The organism is Actinosynnema sp. NPDC004786 (assembly GCF_053601135.1).
Genome location: NZ_JBSGBG010000002.1, coordinates 199,635 through 217,292, shown reverse-complemented (window position 1 = coordinate 217,292; position 17,658 = coordinate 199,635). Strand labels below are relative to the sequence as shown.

General features: G+C 74.0%; 16 protein-coding genes. 11 read left to right on the top strand and 5 right to left on the bottom strand.

Annotated elements, in window-relative coordinates; genetic code table 11:
• The first annotated feature begins 61 nt into the window (after positions 1 to 61).
• Both ACWEFJ_RS03130 and ACWEFJ_RS03125 read left to right on the top strand, forming a co-directional pair.
• Positions 62 to 1,363, top strand: a complete 1,302-nt coding sequence (locus ACWEFJ_RS03130) for an MFS transporter (protein ID WP_449712763.1) — start codon at positions 62 to 64, stop codon at positions 1,361 to 1,363.
• 226 nt (positions 1,364 to 1,589) lie between these two features.
• Entirely contained in the window at positions 1,590 to 2,375 is a 786-nt protein-coding gene (locus ACWEFJ_RS03125) for a sugar phosphate isomerase/epimerase family protein (protein WP_449712762.1), read from the top strand.
• 49 nt (positions 2,376 to 2,424) lie between these two features.
• Here ACWEFJ_RS03125 and ACWEFJ_RS03120 read toward each other — a convergent pair whose 3' ends face one another.
• Together ACWEFJ_RS03120 and ACWEFJ_RS03115 are read right to left on the bottom strand one after the other, a co-directional pair.
• Entirely contained in the window at positions 2,425 to 3,549 is a 1,125-nt protein-coding gene (locus ACWEFJ_RS03120; RefSeq protein ID WP_449712761.1) for a glycerate kinase, read from the bottom strand.
• Between the two features lie 52 nt (positions 3,550 to 3,601).
• Positions 3,602 to 4,225, bottom strand: a complete 624-nt coding sequence (locus tag ACWEFJ_RS03115; RefSeq protein ID WP_449712760.1) for a hypothetical protein — start codon at positions 4,223 to 4,225, stop codon at positions 3,602 to 3,604.
• A 119-nt stretch (positions 4,226 to 4,344) separates the two neighbouring features.
• Between ACWEFJ_RS03115 and ACWEFJ_RS03110 the strand changes: the two genes are divergently transcribed.
• Positions 4,345 to 5,556: a cytochrome P450 family protein gene (locus ACWEFJ_RS03110; protein ID WP_378090883.1), complete on the top strand. Its 1,212-nt coding sequence runs from the start codon at positions 4,345 to 4,347 to the stop codon at positions 5,554 to 5,556.
• On the opposite strand, the gene ACWEFJ_RS03105 is transcribed toward ACWEFJ_RS03110, so the two are convergent.
• Positions 5,553 to 6,647 (bottom strand): serine hydrolase domain-containing protein, encoded by a 1,095-nt coding sequence (locus ACWEFJ_RS03105; protein ID WP_378090884.1) that lies wholly within the window; start codon positions 6,645 to 6,647, stop codon positions 5,553 to 5,555. The genes ACWEFJ_RS03110 and ACWEFJ_RS03105 overlap by 4 nt on opposite strands.
• A gap of 166 nt (positions 6,648 to 6,813) precedes the next feature.
• Here ACWEFJ_RS03105 and ACWEFJ_RS03100 point away from each other — a divergent pair, with 166 nt between their 5' ends.
• On the top strand, positions 6,814 to 8,511 hold the full coding sequence (locus ACWEFJ_RS03100) for a cholesterol oxidase substrate-binding domain-containing protein (protein ID WP_449712759.1): 1,698 nt from the start codon (positions 6,814 to 6,816) through the stop codon (positions 8,509 to 8,511).
• A gap of 130 nt (positions 8,512 to 8,641) precedes the next feature.
• Here ACWEFJ_RS03100 and ACWEFJ_RS03095 read toward each other — a convergent pair whose 3' ends face one another.
• On the bottom strand, positions 8,642 to 10,000 hold the full coding sequence (locus ACWEFJ_RS03095; protein ID WP_449712758.1) for a cellulose binding domain-containing protein: 1,359 nt from the start codon (positions 9,998 to 10,000) through the stop codon (positions 8,642 to 8,644).
• 200 nt (positions 10,001 to 10,200) lie between these two features.
• On the opposite strand from ACWEFJ_RS03095, the gene ACWEFJ_RS03090 reads away from it, so the two are divergent.
• The 4 genes from ACWEFJ_RS03090 (at position 10,201) to ACWEFJ_RS03075 (ending at position 15,049) form a co-directional block, all read left to right on the top strand.
• Positions 10,201 to 11,232, top strand: a complete 1,032-nt coding sequence (locus ACWEFJ_RS03090; protein WP_449712757.1) for a LacI family DNA-binding transcriptional regulator — start codon at positions 10,201 to 10,203, stop codon at positions 11,230 to 11,232.
• A 74-nt stretch (positions 11,233 to 11,306) separates the two neighbouring features.
• Entirely contained in the window at positions 11,307 to 12,044 is a 738-nt protein-coding gene (locus ACWEFJ_RS03085; RefSeq protein ID WP_378090888.1) for a helix-turn-helix domain-containing protein, read from the top strand.
• A 97-nt stretch (positions 12,045 to 12,141) separates the two neighbouring features.
• Positions 12,142 to 13,932, top strand: coding sequence for a glycine zipper domain-containing protein (locus ACWEFJ_RS03080; protein WP_449712756.1), 1,791 nt, complete (start codon positions 12,142 to 12,144; stop codon positions 13,930 to 13,932).
• A 349-nt stretch (positions 13,933 to 14,281) separates the two neighbouring features.
• Complete coding sequence (locus ACWEFJ_RS03075) at positions 14,282 to 15,049, top strand: AAA family ATPase (protein ID WP_449712755.1); 768 nt, start codon at positions 14,282 to 14,284, stop codon at positions 15,047 to 15,049.
• 104 nt (positions 15,050 to 15,153) lie between these two features.
• On the opposite strand, the gene ACWEFJ_RS03070 is transcribed toward ACWEFJ_RS03075, so the two are convergent.
• Entirely contained in the window at positions 15,154 to 15,690 is a 537-nt protein-coding gene (locus ACWEFJ_RS03070) for a hypothetical protein (protein ID WP_449712754.1), read from the bottom strand.
• Between the two features lie 61 nt (positions 15,691 to 15,751).
• Here ACWEFJ_RS03070 and ACWEFJ_RS03065 point away from each other — a divergent pair, with 61 nt between their 5' ends.
• The 3 genes from ACWEFJ_RS03065 (at position 15,752) to ACWEFJ_RS03055 (ending at position 17,638) form a co-directional block, all read left to right on the top strand.
• Complete coding sequence (locus tag ACWEFJ_RS03065; RefSeq protein WP_449712753.1) at positions 15,752 to 16,192, top strand: MarR family winged helix-turn-helix transcriptional regulator; 441 nt, start codon at positions 15,752 to 15,754, stop codon at positions 16,190 to 16,192.
• 320 nt (positions 16,193 to 16,512) lie between these two features.
• The gene (locus ACWEFJ_RS03060) at positions 16,513 to 17,271 is read left to right on the top strand and encodes a GntR family transcriptional regulator (RefSeq protein ID WP_378090894.1); all 759 of its coding nucleotides are present in this window, start codon (positions 16,513 to 16,515) and stop codon (positions 17,269 to 17,271) included.
• Positions 17,272 to 17,410: 139 nt separating this feature from the next.
• Positions 17,411 to 17,638 carry a 4Fe-4S dicluster domain-containing protein gene (locus tag ACWEFJ_RS03055; protein ID WP_233817622.1) on the top strand — a complete coding sequence of 76 codons (228 nt, stop codon included), beginning with the start codon at positions 17,411 to 17,413 and terminating at the stop codon, positions 17,636 to 17,638.
• Positions 17,639 to 17,658 lie beyond the last annotated feature (20 nt).

The window sequence follows — 17,658 nt, the reverse complement described above, 5'->3', positions numbered from 1 at the left end:
GGGGCATGATCGGCACCCCACGGGTCGGTGACGGTATCCGACGGCGGCGCAGAGGAGCGGGATGGTCGCGGTGCTGGGCGGTCTGCGCGCGAATCGGGACCTGGCGGTGCTGGTCGGCGGCGCCGGGCTGGCCGGCCTGGGCGCGCAGCTCACGCTGGTCGGGTTCACCACCGGGCTGGCCGGGTCGGGGCCGTTCGCGGTCGCCGGGCTGTTCGTGACCGCCGCGTTCGGCGCGGTGCTCGGCGCGCCCCTCGGCGGGTGGGCGGTCGAGCGGGTCCGCAACCACCTGCTGCTGTCCGTGTCGGTGTTCGCCCAGGTGCTGCTGCTGGTGGGCCTGCTGTTCGGGCACGAGCGGCTGCCCGTGCTGTACGGGTTGACGGCGCTGCTCGGCGTGGCCGGCGGCGTGGTGCGGACGTGCGCCTCCGCGCTGATCCCCCTCACCGGGGGCGACGACCAGGACGGCCAGGCCCGGCTGTCGTCCGCGCAGAACACCGGCGCGGTGGCGGGCATCGTGCTCGGCGGCGTGATCGCGGTCGGGCCCGGCGTCGAGGTCGCCGTCATGTTCGACGCGGTGACCGCGTTCGCGCACCTCGCGCTCGTGGTGCTGGCGCTGCGGGTGGACCGCGACCCCCGGCGCGACGACACCGCCGCCGCCGGGCCGGGCGGCCAGTGGAGCGGCTGGGTGCTCCTGCGCAGCGACCGGCTGCTGCTCGGCCGCGTGGTGGCGCAGACCGTCGTCGGCGTCGCGGTGGCCGTCGCGCTGGTCAACGAGGTGTTCCTGGTCCTCGGGCCGCTCGGCGGCAACGGGTTCACCTACAGCGCGGTGCTCGCGTGCTGGACCGCGGGCCTGCTGCTCGGCGCGCGGTTCGGTCGCCGCTTCGCCACCGCGCGGGCGCTGGTCACCGCGTTCGTGGCGGTCAACCTGGTCATGGCGGTGTCGCTGGCCGCGCCCTCCCTGGTGCCGCACGTGGTCGTCAACGCGCTGGCGTGGCTGGTCGCGGGCGGGTGCGGCGCGGTGCAGCACGCCACGCTGACCGGGCTGGTGGAGCTGCGCACGTCGGAGGCCGTGCGGGGACGGGTGCTGGCCACCGCCGGCGCGGTCACGGCCTGCTCCGGCACGGTCGGCATCCTGGTCGCGGGCGCGGTCGTCGCCGCCGCGGGCCCGCTCTCGGCGCTGACCGTCGCGAGCGGGTTGACGCTGGTCGCCGCGCTGCTGGCGGGGTGGTCGGTGCTGCGCCGCGACCACCGGCGCGAGTCGGTCGTGGCGGCCGACCTGGAGCCGGCCGAGCCCGCGCAGGACGACGAGCCGGTTCGGGACCGGGTGGTCGCCGGTTCCGGGCGGTGGACCCCGCGCGGTCGGTAGCCCGGCCCTCTCGGCCAGTCCGAGCAGGTCGGCGAGTCGGCCACGTCTCCGGGCCCAACGTGCTCGTCACGCCGCACGGGGCGCAGGGGCGCGAGCTGCGGCGGCTGGGGTTCGCGGTGGCGGAGGTCGGCCGGTTCGTGCGCGGTCTGCCGCTGGTGGGCCGCGTCGAGCCGGAACGCCTGTCGCGCATCGCGTGGCGGCGTTCGCGGGAACGGGAGGGGCGGGGATGGACGGGTGGCGGTTCGCGGTCAGCACGCTCGGCGCGCCCGGTGCGCCGGTGCGGGACACCGCGCGCGTGGCGGCCTCGCACGGGTGTCACGGGCTGGAGGTCCGCGTGCACCCCGACGAGGAGGTGCGCGTCGGCCTGCCGCCCGACCGCGCCGCGCGGGTGCGGGCCGAGGTCGCCGACGCCGGTCTGGAGGTGGCCTGCCTCGCCGGGTACGCGAAGGTGTGCGGGCCGGGGCCGGTGGTGGACGAGCTGCGCGCGTTGGTGGAGTTGGCGGTGCTGCTCGGGGCTCCCGCGGTCCGGGTGTTCCCCGGCGGTGACGGCACGCGGGACGGCGGAGCGGCGGCGGTCGAGCGCATCGGCGCGGTGCTGCCCGACCTGCGGGCCGCGGGCGTCCGGCTGCTGGTGGAGACGCACGACTCCCACCCGACCGGCGCGGCGGCGCGGCGCCTGGTCGAGCCGTTCGCCGAGCCGGAGCGGGTGGCGGTGCTGTGGGACGCGGTGCACCCCTGGCGCGCGGGCGAACCGCCGGCCCGGACCCGCGAGGTGCTGGGGGAGTACCTGGGGTACTTCCAGGTGAAGGACGTGACCGCCGCCGACCCGACGCCGGTGCCGCCGGGCGAGGGCGACGTGCCGCTGGCCGAGTGCGGGCGGCTGCTGGCCGACTGGTCGGGCTGGGTGTCGCTGGAGTGGGAACGCGCCTGGTACCCCGACACGGCTCCCCTGCCCGTGCCGCTGCGGGCCGCCGCCGACTGGTACGCCCGGTGGCGGCCGGGGGAGCGGTGACCCCCGCGCCGACCGGTGCGCGGGGCCGACCGGTGGCGCGGTGGTGGGTTCAGGTGGCGGGGAACGTGGTGGCGATGCGTTCGCCGAGGCGTTCCAGCAGCGGTTCGGCGCGGGTCAGGCACACGGACACGTCCGGTTCCAGGTCGGTCAGCGCGAACGCGCCGGCGAAGCCCGCGGCGGCCAGTTCGGCGCGGTCCAGGGCGCAGCTCCCGGTCGCGGCGACCGCGGTCACCCCCACCCGCCGCGCCGCCGCCGCGACCCCCACCGGGGCCTTGCCCCGCAGCGTCTGGCGGTCCAACCGCCCCTCCCCGGTCACCACCAACCGCGCACCGGGCAGCCGGTCCGCCAGCCCGGTGAGCCCCAGCACGAGGTCGATGCCGGGCCGCACCGAGGCCCCGAGCGCCAGCAGCGCGAACCCCGCACCGCCCGCCGCGCCCGCGCCCGGCACGGTCGCGGCCCCGGCGTCCAGCAGGTCCGCCCACCGGGCGAGGTCCGCGTCCAGCGCGGCGACGAGGGCCGCGTCCGCGCCCTTCTGCGGCCCGTACACCGCCGCCGCGCCGTGCGGACCCGTCAGCGGGTTGTCCACGTCGGTCGCCACCACCAGCTCGACTTCCGCCAACCGGGGGTGCAGACCGGTCCGGTCCACCGCGCGGACCGCCGGCGGCGATGTCATGGCCTCCACCACGTTCCCGTCCCCGTCGAGCAGCCGGGCGCCGAGACCCGCGAGCAGGCCGGCGCCGCCGTCGGTGGTGGCGCTGCCGCCCAGCCCGACCACGACCGCGGTGCAGCCCGCGTCCAGCGCCGCGGCGATCACCAGGCCCGTGCCGAACGTGGACGCGGCCGCCGCGCGCTCCGGCGTGACCGGCACGTCCGCGACCCGGCCCAGCCCCGACGTCTCGGCCAGCTCCACCACCGCGACCCCGTCGCGGACGGCGTAGCGCGCGAGCACCGGGCGGCCCAGGGCGTCGACCGACGCCACCGGCACGGCGGTGAAACCGGCCGTCAGCACGGCGTCGAGCGTGCCCTCGCCGCCGTCCGCGACCGGGTGCTCGTGCACGGTCGCCCCGTGCCGGCGCAACCCCCGGGCGACGGCGGCCGTGGCGAGCCGCGCGGACAGCGAACCCTTGAACGAGTCCAGCGCCACGACGACGTGGCCGGGTGCGGGGTGCGTCACCGCACCATGGAAAACGTTTTCCTCGTTTCCTGTCAAGCGCTTGGCGAACCGGTCACGCGGGTGCCGCGTCGCCGCAGAGGAACGCGTACAGGTCGTCACCGGTCGGCACCGGCAGCGCGTCGTCGTGCCGCACCACCCACAGGCACGCGTTGTCGGCCATCCCGTACCGCTCGAAGTCCTCGCCCTGCGCCAGCACCACGAGGCGGTCGCGGACCCGCCACACGGCGTGGTGCCACGCCTCGTCGTGCCGGCCGACGGCGTGCGGCTCGCCGAGCCGCGCGGTCAGCCGCGCCACCGCCTCGTCGTGCCGGGCGTCGAACTCGGCCCGGCCGGCGAGCGCGTCGCCCGACCACGGCGCGCCGCACGCGGACAACAGGTCCTCCACGTCCGGGTCGTCGGGGTCGGACTCGTCGACGTACGTGGCGAAGGGGAGGAAGAAGCCGACCACCTCGTCCGGGTCGAACCGCACGGCCACGCCGACCCACCGGTGCTCGTCCACGGCGAAGCGGTACTCGTGCGCGCCGTACACCTCCTCCGCCACCGACCGCCCGCGCGGCGACGGCCACCCGGCCGCCGACCACGCCCCGTCCAACTCCGCCCGCCCCCACGACGAACCCGCCAACGCCAGGAAGCCGTCGACCACCCGGTCGTCCGGCGCGAGCCACACCAATGCCATGCGACAGAACATAAACGCCGCCGCGATCACCCCACTGCCGCACTGCTCACGTGGACACATCCGGTGCACGCCGTGCAATTCCCTTGTACCGACTGTGATCTTCCGGTAGCGATGGGTACATGACTGCGGATGCGTACACGCTCGATCCGACCGGTCGCGACATCCACGCCGAGGCGGCCGCGTTACGCGCGCTGGGGCCCGTGGCGCGGGTCGAGCTGCCGGGCGGCGTCAAGGCATGGTCGATCGGCGGGCAGGAGCTGCTGCGCCGGCTGCTGAGCGATCACCGGGTGTCGAAGGACGCGCGCCGGCACTGGCCCGCGCTGGCCGACATCCCGGAGGACTGGCCGCTGTACCTGTGGGTCACGTCGCACAACATGTTCACCGCCTACGGGGCCCAGCACCGCAGGCTGAGGTCGTTGATCTCCAAGGTGTTCACCGCCCGCCGGGCCGAGTCGCTGCGCCCGCAGGTCGAGCGGATCACGGCCGACCTGGTCGAACGGCTCGCCGCCGGACCCGACCGGACCGACCTGCGCGCCGGCTTCGCCTACCCGCTGCCGATCGAGGTGATCTGCCGGTTGATGGGCCTGCCCGAAAACCTGCGCCCCGACCTGCGCCGGATCGTGGACAGCCTGTTCGCCACCACGACCACGCCCGAGGAGGCGATCGCCAACCAGCGTCGGCTCTACGAGGTCCTCGACGAGCTGGTCGCCCTCAAGCGCGCCGACCCCGGCGACGACCTGACCAGCGGCCTGATCGCGGCCCGCGAGGAGGACGGGGCCCGCCTCAGCGAGGAGGAACTGCTCGACACGCTCATCCTGATGATCGCCGCCGGCCACGAGACCACCGTCAACCTCCTCGACCACGCCGTCATCGCCCTGCTCACGCACCCCGACCAGCTGCGGCTGGTGCTGGCCGGCGAACGGCGCTGGGCCGACGTGGTCGAGGAGACGTTGCGGTGGCAGGCCCCGGTGGCGCACCTGCCGCTGCGCTACGCCGTCGAGGACATCGAGGTCGGCGGCACGACGATCCGCCGCGGCGAGGCGATCCTGGCCGGGTACGCCGCCGCGGGCCGCGACCCGGCGCACCACGGCCCCACGGCCGCCGAGTTCGACATCACCCGCGCGGACAAGACCCACCTGTCGTTCGGCCACGGCGTGCACTTCTGCCTCGGCGCACCGCTGGCGCGCATCGAGGCGGAGGTGGCGCTGCCCGCGTTGTTCGGGCGGTTCCCGGACCTCGCGCTCGCCGTGCCCGTCGAGGAGTTGGACCACGTGCCGTCGTTCATCTCCAACGGCCACCGCTCCCTGCCGGTCGTGCTGCGGCACGCCTAGCGGAGCCCGCGGTAGGCGGCCAGCACGACGCCCAGGCCCCGGTTGTCGCCCACCGTGCCCTGGCCGAGCATCTGGTTCATCACGTACGCGACGGCGAGCCGGGCGTCGAGGTCGATCACCACGACCGAACCGCCCCAGCCGCCCCACGAGCACGTCCGTCCCTCGACCCGGTAGCCGAGCCCGTACCGGATCGGCACGCCCAGGTACCGGTCCACGCCCCGGAACTGCTCCTCCAGCACCCGGCGGCACCCGGCCTCGGACAGCAGCCGCACCCCGCCGACCGCGCCGCCGGACGCCAGCACCGCCTGCACCCGCGCCACCGACCGCGCGTTGCCGTGCCCGCCCGCCGACGGGATCTCCGCGCGCCGCCACGCCGGGACGTTCGCGTCCTCGGCCACCACCGGCGGGTTGGGCTCCTCGCCGGGCATGGCCGGCGCGGGCCGGCGGACCGCGCCGGGTGGCGGGATCACCGCCGCCACCCGGTGGTCGTGCTCCACCGGCAGGCCGATGTGGAAGTCCGCGCCCAGCGGCCCGGCCACCTCCTCGGCGAAGAACGCGCCCAGCCGGCGACCGGTGACCCGGCGGACCACCTCGCCGACCAGGAACCCCTGCGTCAACGGGTGGTAGCAGCCGACCTCGCCCGGCGCCCAGCGGGCGGGCTGCGCGGCCAGCCGGGCGGCGGCGTCGTCCGGGTCGAACAGGTCGGGCAGGGTGATCGGCTCGTGCCACGTGGGCAGGCCGGCGGTGTGGCCGAGCACGTGCCGCACCCGCACGCCCGCCTTGCCCGCGGCGGCGAACTCCGGCCAGTACTCGGCGACCGGCGCGTCCAGGTCCAGCACGCCCCGGTCGGCGAGCACCAGCACGCACAACGCCGCCATCGTCTTGGTGGTGGACCAGACGTTGACGATGGTGTCGCGTTCCCACGGCGTGGTGCGGGCCGCGTCGGCGTGCCCGCCCCAGAGGTCCACGACCGGTTCGCCGTCCAGGTACACCGCGACCGACGCGCCCACGTCCGCCCGGTCGAGCGTCGCCGCGAACACGTCGCGCACCGCCCGGAACCGCTCGTCGCAGGTGCCACGGATCTCCGCCACCCCCGGAACGTAACGCCGCCCGGCCCCGCCCGGCGACCGCGATCGTGCCGCGTTCCCCCCGCCGCTGCGGTGGTCCGCGCCGACCGGGACGCCGCGGGTGCGCTGTTCGGCCCAACCTCCCCCGGCCGGCGCGCCGTCCGCCCGAGATCGACTTATCGTCGGTGCCATGAGCCCTTCAGGCGATGCCTTCTCCCGCCGCCGCTTCCTCGGGGCGTCGGCCGTCGCGTGGTTGCCCGTCGGCGTGGTCACGGCGGGCGAGGCCGCGGCCGACCCGCCGCCCTCGTTCCCGCCGGGCATCGACCTGTACCGCCAGGCGTACCGGAACTGGGCGGGGGAGATCCGGACCGACGACCTGTGGACGTGCGCCCCGCGCACCCCGGAGGACGTGGTCGTGCTCGCCAACTGGGCACGCGGCCGGGGTTTCTCCCTGCGGCCGCGCGGTTTCCGGCACGGCTGGGCGCCGCTCACCGTCACCGCGACCACCACCGGCGCGGACCGCGTGGTGCTGGTCGACACCACCCGGCACCTCACCGCCATGACCCTGTTGCCCGACGCGGTGCGGGTGCAGACCGGCGCGTCGATGGACGACCTGTTGGCGTTCCTGGAGGACGCGGGCCTCGGCGTGACCAACACCCCCGCGCCAGGCGACCTGACCGTGGGCGGCGTGCTGGCGATCAACGGCCACGGCACGTCCGTGCCGGCGGTCGGCGAGACCCGCCCGCCCGGCCACACCTACGGCTCGCTGAGCAACCTGATCCTCTCGTTGACCGCCGTGGTCTGGGACGGCGGCGCGTACCGGCTGCGCACGTTCGAGCGCGACGACCCCGGGTGCGCCGCCCTGCTGACCCACGTCGGCCGGGCGTTCCTGACCGAGGTCACGTTGCGGGTGGGCGCGAACCCGAACCTGCGCTGCGTGAGCCGGGTGGACATCCCGGCGAGCGAGCTGTTCGCGCCGCCGGGCAGCGGCGCGACCCGCACGTTCGCGAGCTTCCTCGACGAGACGGGCCGCGTGGAGGCGATCTGGTTCGCCTTCACCGACCGGCCCTGGCTCAAGACGTGGAGCGTCGCGCCGACCAAGCCGGCGACCTCCCGCCACGTCGTCACGCCGTACAACTACGTGTTCTCCGACAACGTGCCCAAACCCGTGTCCGACCTCGCCGACCTGCTCGTCACCGGCGCGTGGGCGCTGACCCCGACGTTCGGCCAGGTGCAGTACACCACCGCCGCCACCGGCCTGACCACCACCCTCACCACCGACCTGTGGGGCGCGTCGAAGAACCTGCTGCTGTACGTCAAGCCGACCACCCTGCGGGAGACCGCGAACGGGTACGCGGTGCTGACCAGCCGCGCCGAGGTGCAACGCGTGGTCAGCGACTTCGCCGCGCACTACGGAACCCTCCTGGACGCCTACCGGGACCGCGGCCTCTACCCCGTGACCGGCCAGGTGGAGATCCGCGTCGGCGGACTGGACGACCCGTCGCACGTCGGCGTGCCCGGCGCGCAGACCCCGGCCCTGTCCGCCGTCCGGCCGCGCGAGGACCACCCCGAGTGGGACGTCGCGGTGTGGTTCGACGTGCTGACCTTCCCGACCGCGCCCGGCGCGGCGGCGTTCTACCGGGAGCTGGAGCAGTTCTTCTTCACCCACTACACCGGCGCGTACGCGACCACGCGCGCCGAGTGGTCGAAGGGCTGGGCCTACACCGACCAGGCCGCGTGGTCCGACCGAACCGTCCTGACCTCGACCGTGCCCGACAGCTACCGCCAGGGCCCGAACCCGAGCTGGGACGCCGCGCTGGCCACGCTGAACGCCCACGACCCGCACCGGGTGTTCAGCAACCCGTTCCTGGACGTGCTGCTGCCCTGACGACACCTCGCGGCGAACGGCGCGCCCTCCTCGACGCGCCCGCAGGAGCACGCGCCCGTGCCGCCCGCCGGGTCCTGGACGGACGTGGCGGGCGGCATCGGGCCGGCGCGTGGCCGTCACCGGGTGGTCGTCAGGGGCTTTCGCAGGTCAGCACGAGCGTCGCGGGCGTTCCGGCGGCCAGGAAGCCGAACTTCGCCGTGCCGTTGGGCGGCAGGGTGCCGTTCCAGTTCAGGTTCTTCACCGTCACCGCCGACCCGGTGACGCTGAGCGCGCCGTTCCACACCTGGTTGACCGTCTGCCCGGCCACCGCGGTCCAGCGGATCGTCCAGCCCCTCACCCCGGAGGTCCCGGCGACGACCGTGACCTCGCCTTCGAACCCGCCGGGCCAGGAGTTGACCGTGCGATAGGTCGCCGAACAGGCACCGGCCGGGGCGGTGGTGGTCGTCGTCGTGGGGTTCGTCCCCTTGTACTGCGCGACGACCTTGGCCAGGTCGGTCCCCTTGCCCCTCATGTACGCCCGGTTGACCCAGGCGGTGAAGGCCGCCTGGGTGGCCGCCGACGACGTGCCGGACCAGAGCTCCTCCTTGTCCTGGTCGAAGTAGTTGACCAGTTTCAGGTCCGGGTAGCGCCCGGAGTCCAGGGCGGCGGACAGGTCGTCGATCCACCGCGCCTTGTCGCCGCCGTCCTCGCTGGACGCGATCTCGGCGATCATCACCGGGCGCTTCGGCGCGATGGCGCGGGCCTTGGCGTAGGGGCTGAGGTACGCGGCCTCGAAGCTCGTCCAGTGGTTGCCGGCAGGGTCCCAGGACGGGGCCAGGCCCCAGTTGTAGCCGTCGATGGCCACCCAGTCGACGTAGTCGTCACCGGGGTAGGCCCGCGCCGGGTCGTTGACGGGGCTGTCGGGCGTGGAGCCGTTGTTGAAGCACCACACCCACTGCACGTTCGTCGCCCCCGCGGCGACCACCAGGTCGTGGACGCGCCGGTAGGCGGCGACGTACAGGGCGGGGTCGCCGCCGTTGTTGACGATGCCCCACGGGTACCAGTCGCCGTTGAACTCGTGCCCCCAGCGCACCATGATCGGCGCGCCGACCGACGCGAACTCCGCGCCGCGCGCCCGGATGTAGGCGTCCCACTTCCCGTCGACGATGTCCCGGAGGTGGATTTGGGCCGGGTCGGCCACGCCCAGGGCGGTGTTCCACGGCTCCCAGGTGTAGTGGGTCATGATCCCCTGGCTCCACAGGGTCCGCGCCGCGGCGGCGTCGAAGGCGCGGCCGGTGGCCCAGCTGTCGAACCACTGGACGCTCGCCGGGGCGACCCCGTAGCGGCTGACCGTCCCCGAGGGCACCTCGGTGGGGCCGGTCTCGCGGAACACCCCGAGGTACTTGGTCGACGTGTCCGCGGCGGCGCTGCCGGTGTCGACGGCCCAGGCCATCCCCAGCAGGAGGCCCGCGGCGACGAGCGCGGTGGCCGTTCGGAAGCGCCCTGACATGGATCTGCGTGACATGGTGTCCCCTCCGTAGTCCTGGGTTGGGAGCGCTCCCAGCGTCTCTACCGGCTGTGACGTACGGCACGAGGCGGTCTTCACACCATGGCGCACGCAGCCGCGCACGTCAACGTTCTCTCCGGGGAGAGAAATTTTCGCAGTCCCGCCTCGGAGGGCCGGACGACGTCACGGCATACGCTGTCGTCGTGGACGACACGACGGTGCGCAAGCGCGGTGAGGTCGGGGTTTCGCACATCGCCGCGCTGGCCGGCGTGTCGGCCTCCACGGTGTCGAAGGTGATCCACGGGCGGACCGGCGTCTCCACCGGGACGCGGCGGCGGATCGAGGAGCTGATCCGCGAGCACGGGTACCGGAAGGTCGAGAAGGCCGAGGCCGTGCCCATCGTGGAGGTGGTGTTCCAGGCGCTCGACAGCCCGTGGGCACTGGAGATCGTGCGCGGCATCGAGCACGCCGTGCGGCCGCACGGGCTGGCCGTGACGCTGACCGAGATGGACGGCGCCCACACCCCGGAGAGCGCGTGGGCGCGCCAAATGCTCGCCCGCCGGCCGGTCGGCGTGATCGCCGTGTCGGCGGTGTTCACCGAGCACCAGCTGGCCCAGCTCGACAGCCGCGGCATCCCGCTCGTCGCCCTGGACCCGACCGGCGAGCCCAGCCACCCGATCGCGTCGGTGGGGGCCGCGAACTGGAACGGCGGCCTGGTCGCCACCCGTCACCTGATCGCGCTGGGCCACCGCCGCATCGGCATGGTGCGCGGTCCCGACGACCTGCTGTGCTGCCGCGCCCGCCTGGACGGCTACCGCGCCGCGTTGGACGAGGGCGGCATCCCGCACGACCCGGACCTGGTCCGCACGGCCCCGCTGTACTTCGACGGCGGCAAGGACGCGGCCGCCGGGCTGCTGAGCCTGCCGGACCGGCCGACCGCGATCTTCGCGTCGAACGACCTCCAGGCGCTGGGCGCCTACCACGCCGCCAGCGCCGCCGGCCTGGCGATCCCGCGCGACCTGAGCGTTATCGGGTTCGACGACCTGCCCATGACCCAGTGGTCGGACCCGCCGCTGACCACGGTCCACCAGCCGCTGGCGCAGATGGGGGCCACGGCCGCCGGCTTCGTGCTGGCGCTCGCCGAGGGGCGGGCCATCGAGCACGACCGCCTGGAACTGCCGACGAAGCTGGTCGTCCGGGGCAGCACCGCCGCGCCGCCGACCCCGACCGGCTGAACCGGGTCCCGCGCCGTAACAGCAGGTGCCCGGGCAGCGAACCTGCTGGTATCCAGCTGTGGACGGAGCACGCGATGGACGGTGACGGCGAGCCGGCCGGCGACCGGGGCCGCGGTGTGCTGGAGGGCGCCTTCCGGCTGCTCGACGTGCTGTCGCGCGCCCCGGCCGGCGCCGGGCTCTCCGAGGTGAGCCGGGACGCGGGGCTGCCGAAGGCCTCCGCCTACCGCCTGCTGGAGCAGCTGGTCGACCTGGCCGCCGTGCAGCGGGACGACCGCCGCTACTTCGTCGGGCCGCACCTGGCGCGGCTCGGTGGCGCCTGGCAGCCGCACCCCGTGCTGGAGCGGGCCGCGCGGGAGCCGGTCCGGCTGCTGTCGGCGTGGGGATCGAGCGCCGCCCTGGTGACGGTGCTGCGCGAGAACCGCGTCCGGGCGGTGTCCGCGACGCGGGGCGCGGTCACGGAGATCCCCCGGATCCGGCCGTACGACGAGTTCCCCGTCCGGAGCGCGGCCGGTCGGTTGCTGCTGCTCGGCAGCCGGGCTGCGGACGGCCCCCCACCCCCGGGGTTCGGCGAGGAGGAGTGGCGGTCCGCGGCCAGGGAGTTCCGCCGGACCTCGGTCGTGGTCGACCACCAGGACGTCCTGCCGGGCGTGTGCTGCGTGGCGGCGCCGGTCCGCGGTCCGGCCGGCGAGGTGGTCGCGGCGGTCAGCGCGCTCGTCGTCAAGCCGGTCCTGCCCGCCGGGCTGACCGAGCTGGTCGTGCGGGCGGCACGGGACATCACGCGCAACCTCGGGTTGGCCACGTCGGTTCGCTGAGCGAACCGCCCGCTTCCCCGGCCGCGAGTCGGCGGCGGAGACTCCGGCGACGTTCGTCCGCACAGCCGAACGCGGACGTCCTTCGAGGGGAGTCGACATGAGCCAATGGCTGCAGGGGACACCGGGGGAGGGCGGCGTTCCGGTCATGCCCGGCACCTCGCCCACGTCGTGGTACACCACGCCGGAGAACGTCCAGCACATCGCGTACGTGGGCACGGATCAGAAGATCCACGAGTGCTTCTTCTTCATCGGCGGCGAGAACAAGTGGTTCCACAGCACTCCCAGCGAGGGCGGTGTTCCGGTCATGCCGGGGACGTCGCCCACGTCGTGGTACACGACGCCCGAGAACGTCCAGCACATCGCGTATGTGGGCACGGATCAGAAGGTGCACGAGTGCTTCTTCTTCATCGGCGGGGAGAACAAGTGGTTCTTCAACACACCGAGTGAGGGTGGTGTGCCGGTGATGCCGGGGACGTCGCCTACGTCGTGGTACACGACGCCGGAGAACGTCCAGCACATCGCGTATGTGGGCACGGATCAGAAGGTCCACGAGTGTTTCTACTTCATCGGCGGCGAGAACAAGTGGTTCCTGGGCACGCCCAGCGAAGGGGGACCGCTTGTCATGCCCGGGACGTCCCCGACCTCGTGGTACACGACTCCCGAGAACGTGCAGCACGTCGCGTACGTCGGTACGGATCAGAAGGTCCACGAGTGTTTCTACTTCATCGGCGGTGAGAACAGGTGGTTCCTGGGCACGCCGAGCGAGGGTGGTGTTCCGGTGATGCCGGGGACGTCTCCGACGTCGTGGTACACGACTCCCGAGAACGTCCAGCACGTCGCCTATGTCGGTACGGATCAGAAGATCCACGAGTGCTTCTTCTTCATCGGCGGTGAGAACAAGTGGTTCCTCGGCACCCCCAGTGAGGGCGCACCGCTTGTCATGGCCGGTACATCGCCCACGTCGTGGTACACGACCCCGGAGAACGTGCAGCACATCGCCTACGTGGGCACCGACCAGAAGATCCACGAGAGCTTCTTCTTCATCGGCGGCGACAACCGCTGGCTCCAGAACACCCCCAGCGAGGGCGCTGTGGCCGTCGCGCCGGGGACGTCGCCGACGTCGTGGTACACCACGCCGGAGAACGTGCAGCACATCGGGTACGTGGGCACGGATCGGAAGATCCACGAGAGCTTCTTCTTCATCTCACCCCCGATGCCGGCCCGGTTGCAGTTCCGGCTGCGGTACTTCCGCGAGTTGGAGTCGACCGACGACGTGGGTGGCGACACCGTGTGGATCGGCGGCGTGGGCCTGGACTCCGCCGCCGTCACCGTCGGGCCGGACCACCGCCCGACCGCCGGCCCCGTCACGGCCCCGCGGGTCGGCGACGTGTCCGACGACCGGGTCCGGGACGGCTGGCGCACCTCCCCGCACGTGCTCCTCGACTTCGACCTCCGCCGGAACGGCGACTGGCCCAGGTCCTTCACCGCCACCCTGCTGATCGTCGAGGAGGACGCGGGCGACGTGGCCGAGTCCTTCGCGAAACTCGGCTCCGTCGTGGTGGACGAGGTCAGGAGCGCCGCGGTGTCCGCCGCGCAGAAGGCCGCCGGCGCGTTGGTCGGCGCCGTCGTGGGCAGCGCCGTCCCCGGCGTCGGCACGGTGGTGGGAGCGGCCGTCGGCGCGCTCGCCGGGGCGGTCTTCGACGCCATCGTCGACGAGATCAAGGCCGGCCTGGCGAACGACGTGTTCACCCCGATCCCCCTGACCCTGACCGTCCCGGACCCCAGGCTGATCCGACAGCACCGGGACATCGGCGAGGTCCGCACCCTGACCGTGCGGGAGAACGGGGCGCACTACGAGATCGACTACGACTGGCACCTGGTCGAGTAGCACCCCGCACCTCGAAGGCGCTGCCCGATCACTGGACCGTCGACCCGCTCGGACCACCACGGCCGGGCCGCCGGCACCCCGTTCGCCGAACGGGGTGCCGGCGAGGCGTCGGCTCCGGCATGCCTCCGCGACGTCCCCACGCCGCCGCTGATCGGGGCGGAGCCGTCGCTCGTGCGGCACCGCGGCGGCCGGGCGCTGGAGCTGGGTCCCGCCAAGCAGCGGTGCGTGCTGGCGGCGCTGGCGGTGGACGCGCCCCGGCTGGTGACCGCCGACCGGCTGGTCGAGCGGGTCTGGGGGACGGACCTCCCGCGCCGGGCGTGCGGCGGACGCCCTGGCGCACTACCGGCGGGTGCGGGAACGACTGGCCGAGGAGCTGGGCGCCGATCCCGGCGCGGCGTTGCGGCGGGTGCACGCCGGCATCCTGCGGACCGTGCCGGAGGACGGGCACGGTCCGTCCTACCTGCCGTACCGGACGCCGGACTTCGTCGGGCGCGACCGCGAACTCGCCGAGGTGCTCGGCGCCCTCCGCGGCGGGGCCGCGGTCCTGGTGCACGGCATGGCCGGGGTCGGCAAGACCGCCCTGGTGATCCGCGCCTGCCACGACGCCGCGGCCGACTTCCCGGACGGGCGGGTGTTCGTCGACCTGCACGGCTACTCGCCGGGACAGGACCCGCTGCGGCCCGCCGCCGCGCTGGCGGCCCTGCTGGCGCAGGTGGACGTGCCGCCGGCGCAGCATCCGGACAGCCTCGACGGGCGCGCCGCGCTGTGGCGGGCGCGGACGGCCGGGCGCAGGTTCCTCGTCCTGCTCGACAACGTCGCGAGCGCCGACCAGCTGCGGCCGCCGCCCGGTGGTCGAGCCGGCGTTGGAGCGGCAGCGGCACGAGCACGCGTGGCGCATCGCCGACCACACCGCACGCCACCTGCGCGCGCGAGGCCACCGCGACGACTTCCTCGCCGTGGCGCGAGCGGGACTGGAGGCCGCGCGAGCGGTCGGCGATCCGCCCGCGCTGGTGCGGAACCTGGACAACCTCGCCAACGCCCACTGGGAGTGCGGCGACCTGGAGCAGGCCATGGCCACGGCCCGGGACTGGTTGCGGCTGGCGACGACCACGGGTGACCCGGTCGCCCGCGCCGCGTCGCTGTCGCGCATCGGCACCCTGCACGGCATGTTCGGCGACTACACTCCCCGCCTGAACCGCTCGCGGGCGGGGACGAGCCGCGTCACGCCGTCCCGACCGCCGCCGGACCCGTCGCCACCGGGCCTTCCCCGGTCGCGCGGTGGAAGACCGCGAGCAGGGCGAACCAGACCAGGATCAGGATGCCTGCCGGGCGCAGGAACGACTCCGGGAGCACGGTCCCCACGAAGGAGTACGCGGCGAGCCAGGTCCCCGTGACCACGCCGACCACGCGGACCGGCCACGCCCGGCTGACCAGGGAGGCGGCCACGATCCAGACGCCGGCGAGGACGTGCCCGCCGAGCCGGACCGCCCAGGCGGTGTCGTGCTCGACGTCGTTGATCATCAGGATGCCGGCGAGCACGTCCAGCGCCACCCACCCGTAGCCGGCCGCCCTGGCCCACGGCGCCGCGTCCAGGCGTGGGACGAGGAAGAGGATGGAGAGGTGGAAGAAGACCCCCAGGTACTCACCCCACACCACGTCCGGGTCCACGAAGAAGGCGATGACGGCCGGGAGGAAGAGCACGAGCGGGAGGAGTGCCACGGCGCGGAAGCCGGCGCAGTGCCTTCGGGTGTCGGGCATCGGGGAAGTCCTCACGTGTGAGCTGCCTTGTAGGGTCGAACCGTAGAAGGGAGGTGTTGACATGTCAACACCTGGTCCGGCGGAGTCGACCGAGCTGTGGCTGGTGTGGAAGCGCGCGTACGAGACGGTCCGCGCCGCGGTCGTCGCCGACGTGACCGCGGCGTCCGGCCTGTCCGAGGCGGAGCTGAGCGTGTTGGTGTGCCTGCACGAATCGGGCGGCGTCCTGCGCCAGAACGCCCTCGCCGCAGCCCTCGGCTGGGACCGGACCCGGCTCTCGCACCTCCTGACCAGGATGGAGAAACGCGACTACGTGGCACGGGACAAGGTCGCGAACGGGGTCGAGGTCACCCTGCGGCCGACGGGCCGGCGCACGGTCGACGCGTCGGTGCCCGCCCTGGACGCCGCGACCCGTCGTCACCTGGTGGACCGCCTCGACCCGCGCGACGCGAAGGCGCTCAAGGACATCGTCGGGCGACTGGTGTCCGGCGGGGGCAACCCGTGACCGCCCGGCGTCGAACGTGCTGATCGGGCCGGCCGGGTCGCACCGCGACGGCTGCCGGCCCGTGCGGTGGGCGCGGGAGCCCGGCGGCACTGGCGGTCCAAGTGTCGGTGTGCGATCATTGCGCACACCGACGGATCTCTTGCGGCGGCGGTGAAAGCGGTCGGCCGGCCGGGTGAAACCACGTGCGGGACCCACTGTCCACATGGTGGACCGCGCCGCAGGTGGCGGAACGGCGCCGTTCTCGCAGGAAACAGCCCGTTCCAGGTGGCGTAATCGGGTCGTTACCCGACACCTCGGCGGCAGACCGCAGACTGTGCCGCGTGAGCAGCCCGCGACCGGCCCCGTCCGAGCGACGCCTGCGCGCCGACCGGGCGCGGCAGGCCGCCGACGTCATCCGCCAACTCGTCGTCCAGCGCGCGTTCCCCGACGGCGTGCTGCCCGACGAGCGCTTCCTCGCCGCCGAGTTCTGCGCCTCCCGCAACGGCATCCGCGAAGCGCTCGACCTGCTGCGCGAGGAAGGGCTCATCGAACGCGTGCCGGGCGTCGGCACGGTCGTGGTGGCGGAGAAGTACGCGCACGGCCTCAACCACCTCATGGGACTGGCCGAGACCCTGCGCGAGCACGGCGAGGTCGGCAACGACGTGCGGGCCGCCGGCCTGATCCGACCGCCCGGCCCGGTGGCGCAGCGGCTGCGCCTCGCCGAGGGGGAGCAGGTCGTCTACATCGAACGGTTGCGACGGCTCAACGGGTTGCCGCTCTCGCTCGACCTCACCTACCTCCCGCGCGACGTCGGCGAGCCGCTGCTGGAGCAGGACCTGGAGAACCGCGACATCTTCTCCCTCATCGAGCGCACCAGCGGCCGACGCCTCGGCGCCGCCGCGGTGACGCTGGAGGCCGTCAACGCCGACCTGCACGCGTCCGCGGTGCTGGAGGTGCCGCAGGGCGCGGCGCTGTTGGTCGTGGAACGCCTGAGCCACTTCGCCGACGGCCGCCCGGTCGACCTGGAGTACATCAGGATGCGCGGCGACCGGCTCACCATGCGCGCCGAACTGGTGCGCGGCCCGCGGGAGGCGCGGTGAACGTCGCACCGCGGTTCCGGCTGCACGTCGACCTGCGCCGCCAGGCCAGCGCCATCTGTCGCTGACCCCGCGCCGAAACCCGAGCTGCGCCCACCCCGGGCGGAGCCGTCCCGTCACGCCCATTTCCAGGAGAACCGCTGTGGCTCTGGTGAACAACCGCGCCGACGTGCCGGTGACCATCGACCAGTCGCTGTGCATCGAGGGCTGCCGGCTGTGCGTGGACATCTGCCCGCTGGACTCGCTCGCGATCAACCCCGACACCGGCAAGGCGTTCATGCACGTCGACGAGTGCTGGTACTGCGGGCCGTGCGCCGCGCGCTGCCCCACGGGCGCCGTCCAGGTCAACATGCCCTACCTGCTGCGCTGACACCGTTGCGGGCGAAAGGA

Coding starts and splice junctions, on each gene's coding strand:
- ACWEFJ_RS03130 (WP_449712763.1), top strand. CDS start 62: ATGGTCGCGGTGCTGGGCGGTCTGCGCGCGAATCGGGACCTGGCGGTG.
- ACWEFJ_RS03125 (WP_449712762.1), top strand. CDS start 1,590: ATGGACGGGTGGCGGTTCGCGGTCAGCACGCTCGGCGCGCCCGGTGCG.
- ACWEFJ_RS03115 (WP_449712760.1), bottom strand. CDS start 4,225: ATGGCATTGGTGTGGCTCGCGCCGGACGACCGGGTGGTCGACGGCTTC.
- ACWEFJ_RS03110 (WP_378090883.1), top strand. CDS start 4,345: ATGACTGCGGATGCGTACACGCTCGATCCGACCGGTCGCGACATCCAC.
- ACWEFJ_RS03100 (WP_449712759.1), top strand. CDS start 6,814: ATGAGCCCTTCAGGCGATGCCTTCTCCCGCCGCCGCTTCCTCGGGGCG.
- ACWEFJ_RS03095 (WP_449712758.1), bottom strand. CDS start 10,000: ATGTCAGGGCGCTTCCGAACGGCCACCGCGCTCGTCGCCGCGGGCCTC.
- ACWEFJ_RS03085 (WP_378090888.1), top strand. CDS start 11,307: ATGGACGGTGACGGCGAGCCGGCCGGCGACCGGGGCCGCGGTGTGCTG.
- ACWEFJ_RS03080 (WP_449712756.1), top strand. CDS start 12,142: ATGAGCCAATGGCTGCAGGGGACACCGGGGGAGGGCGGCGTTCCGGTC.
- ACWEFJ_RS03070 (WP_449712754.1), bottom strand. CDS start 15,690: ATGCCCGACACCCGAAGGCACTGCGCCGGCTTCCGCGCCGTGGCACTC.
- ACWEFJ_RS03065 (WP_449712753.1), top strand. CDS start 15,752: ATGTCAACACCTGGTCCGGCGGAGTCGACCGAGCTGTGGCTGGTGTGG.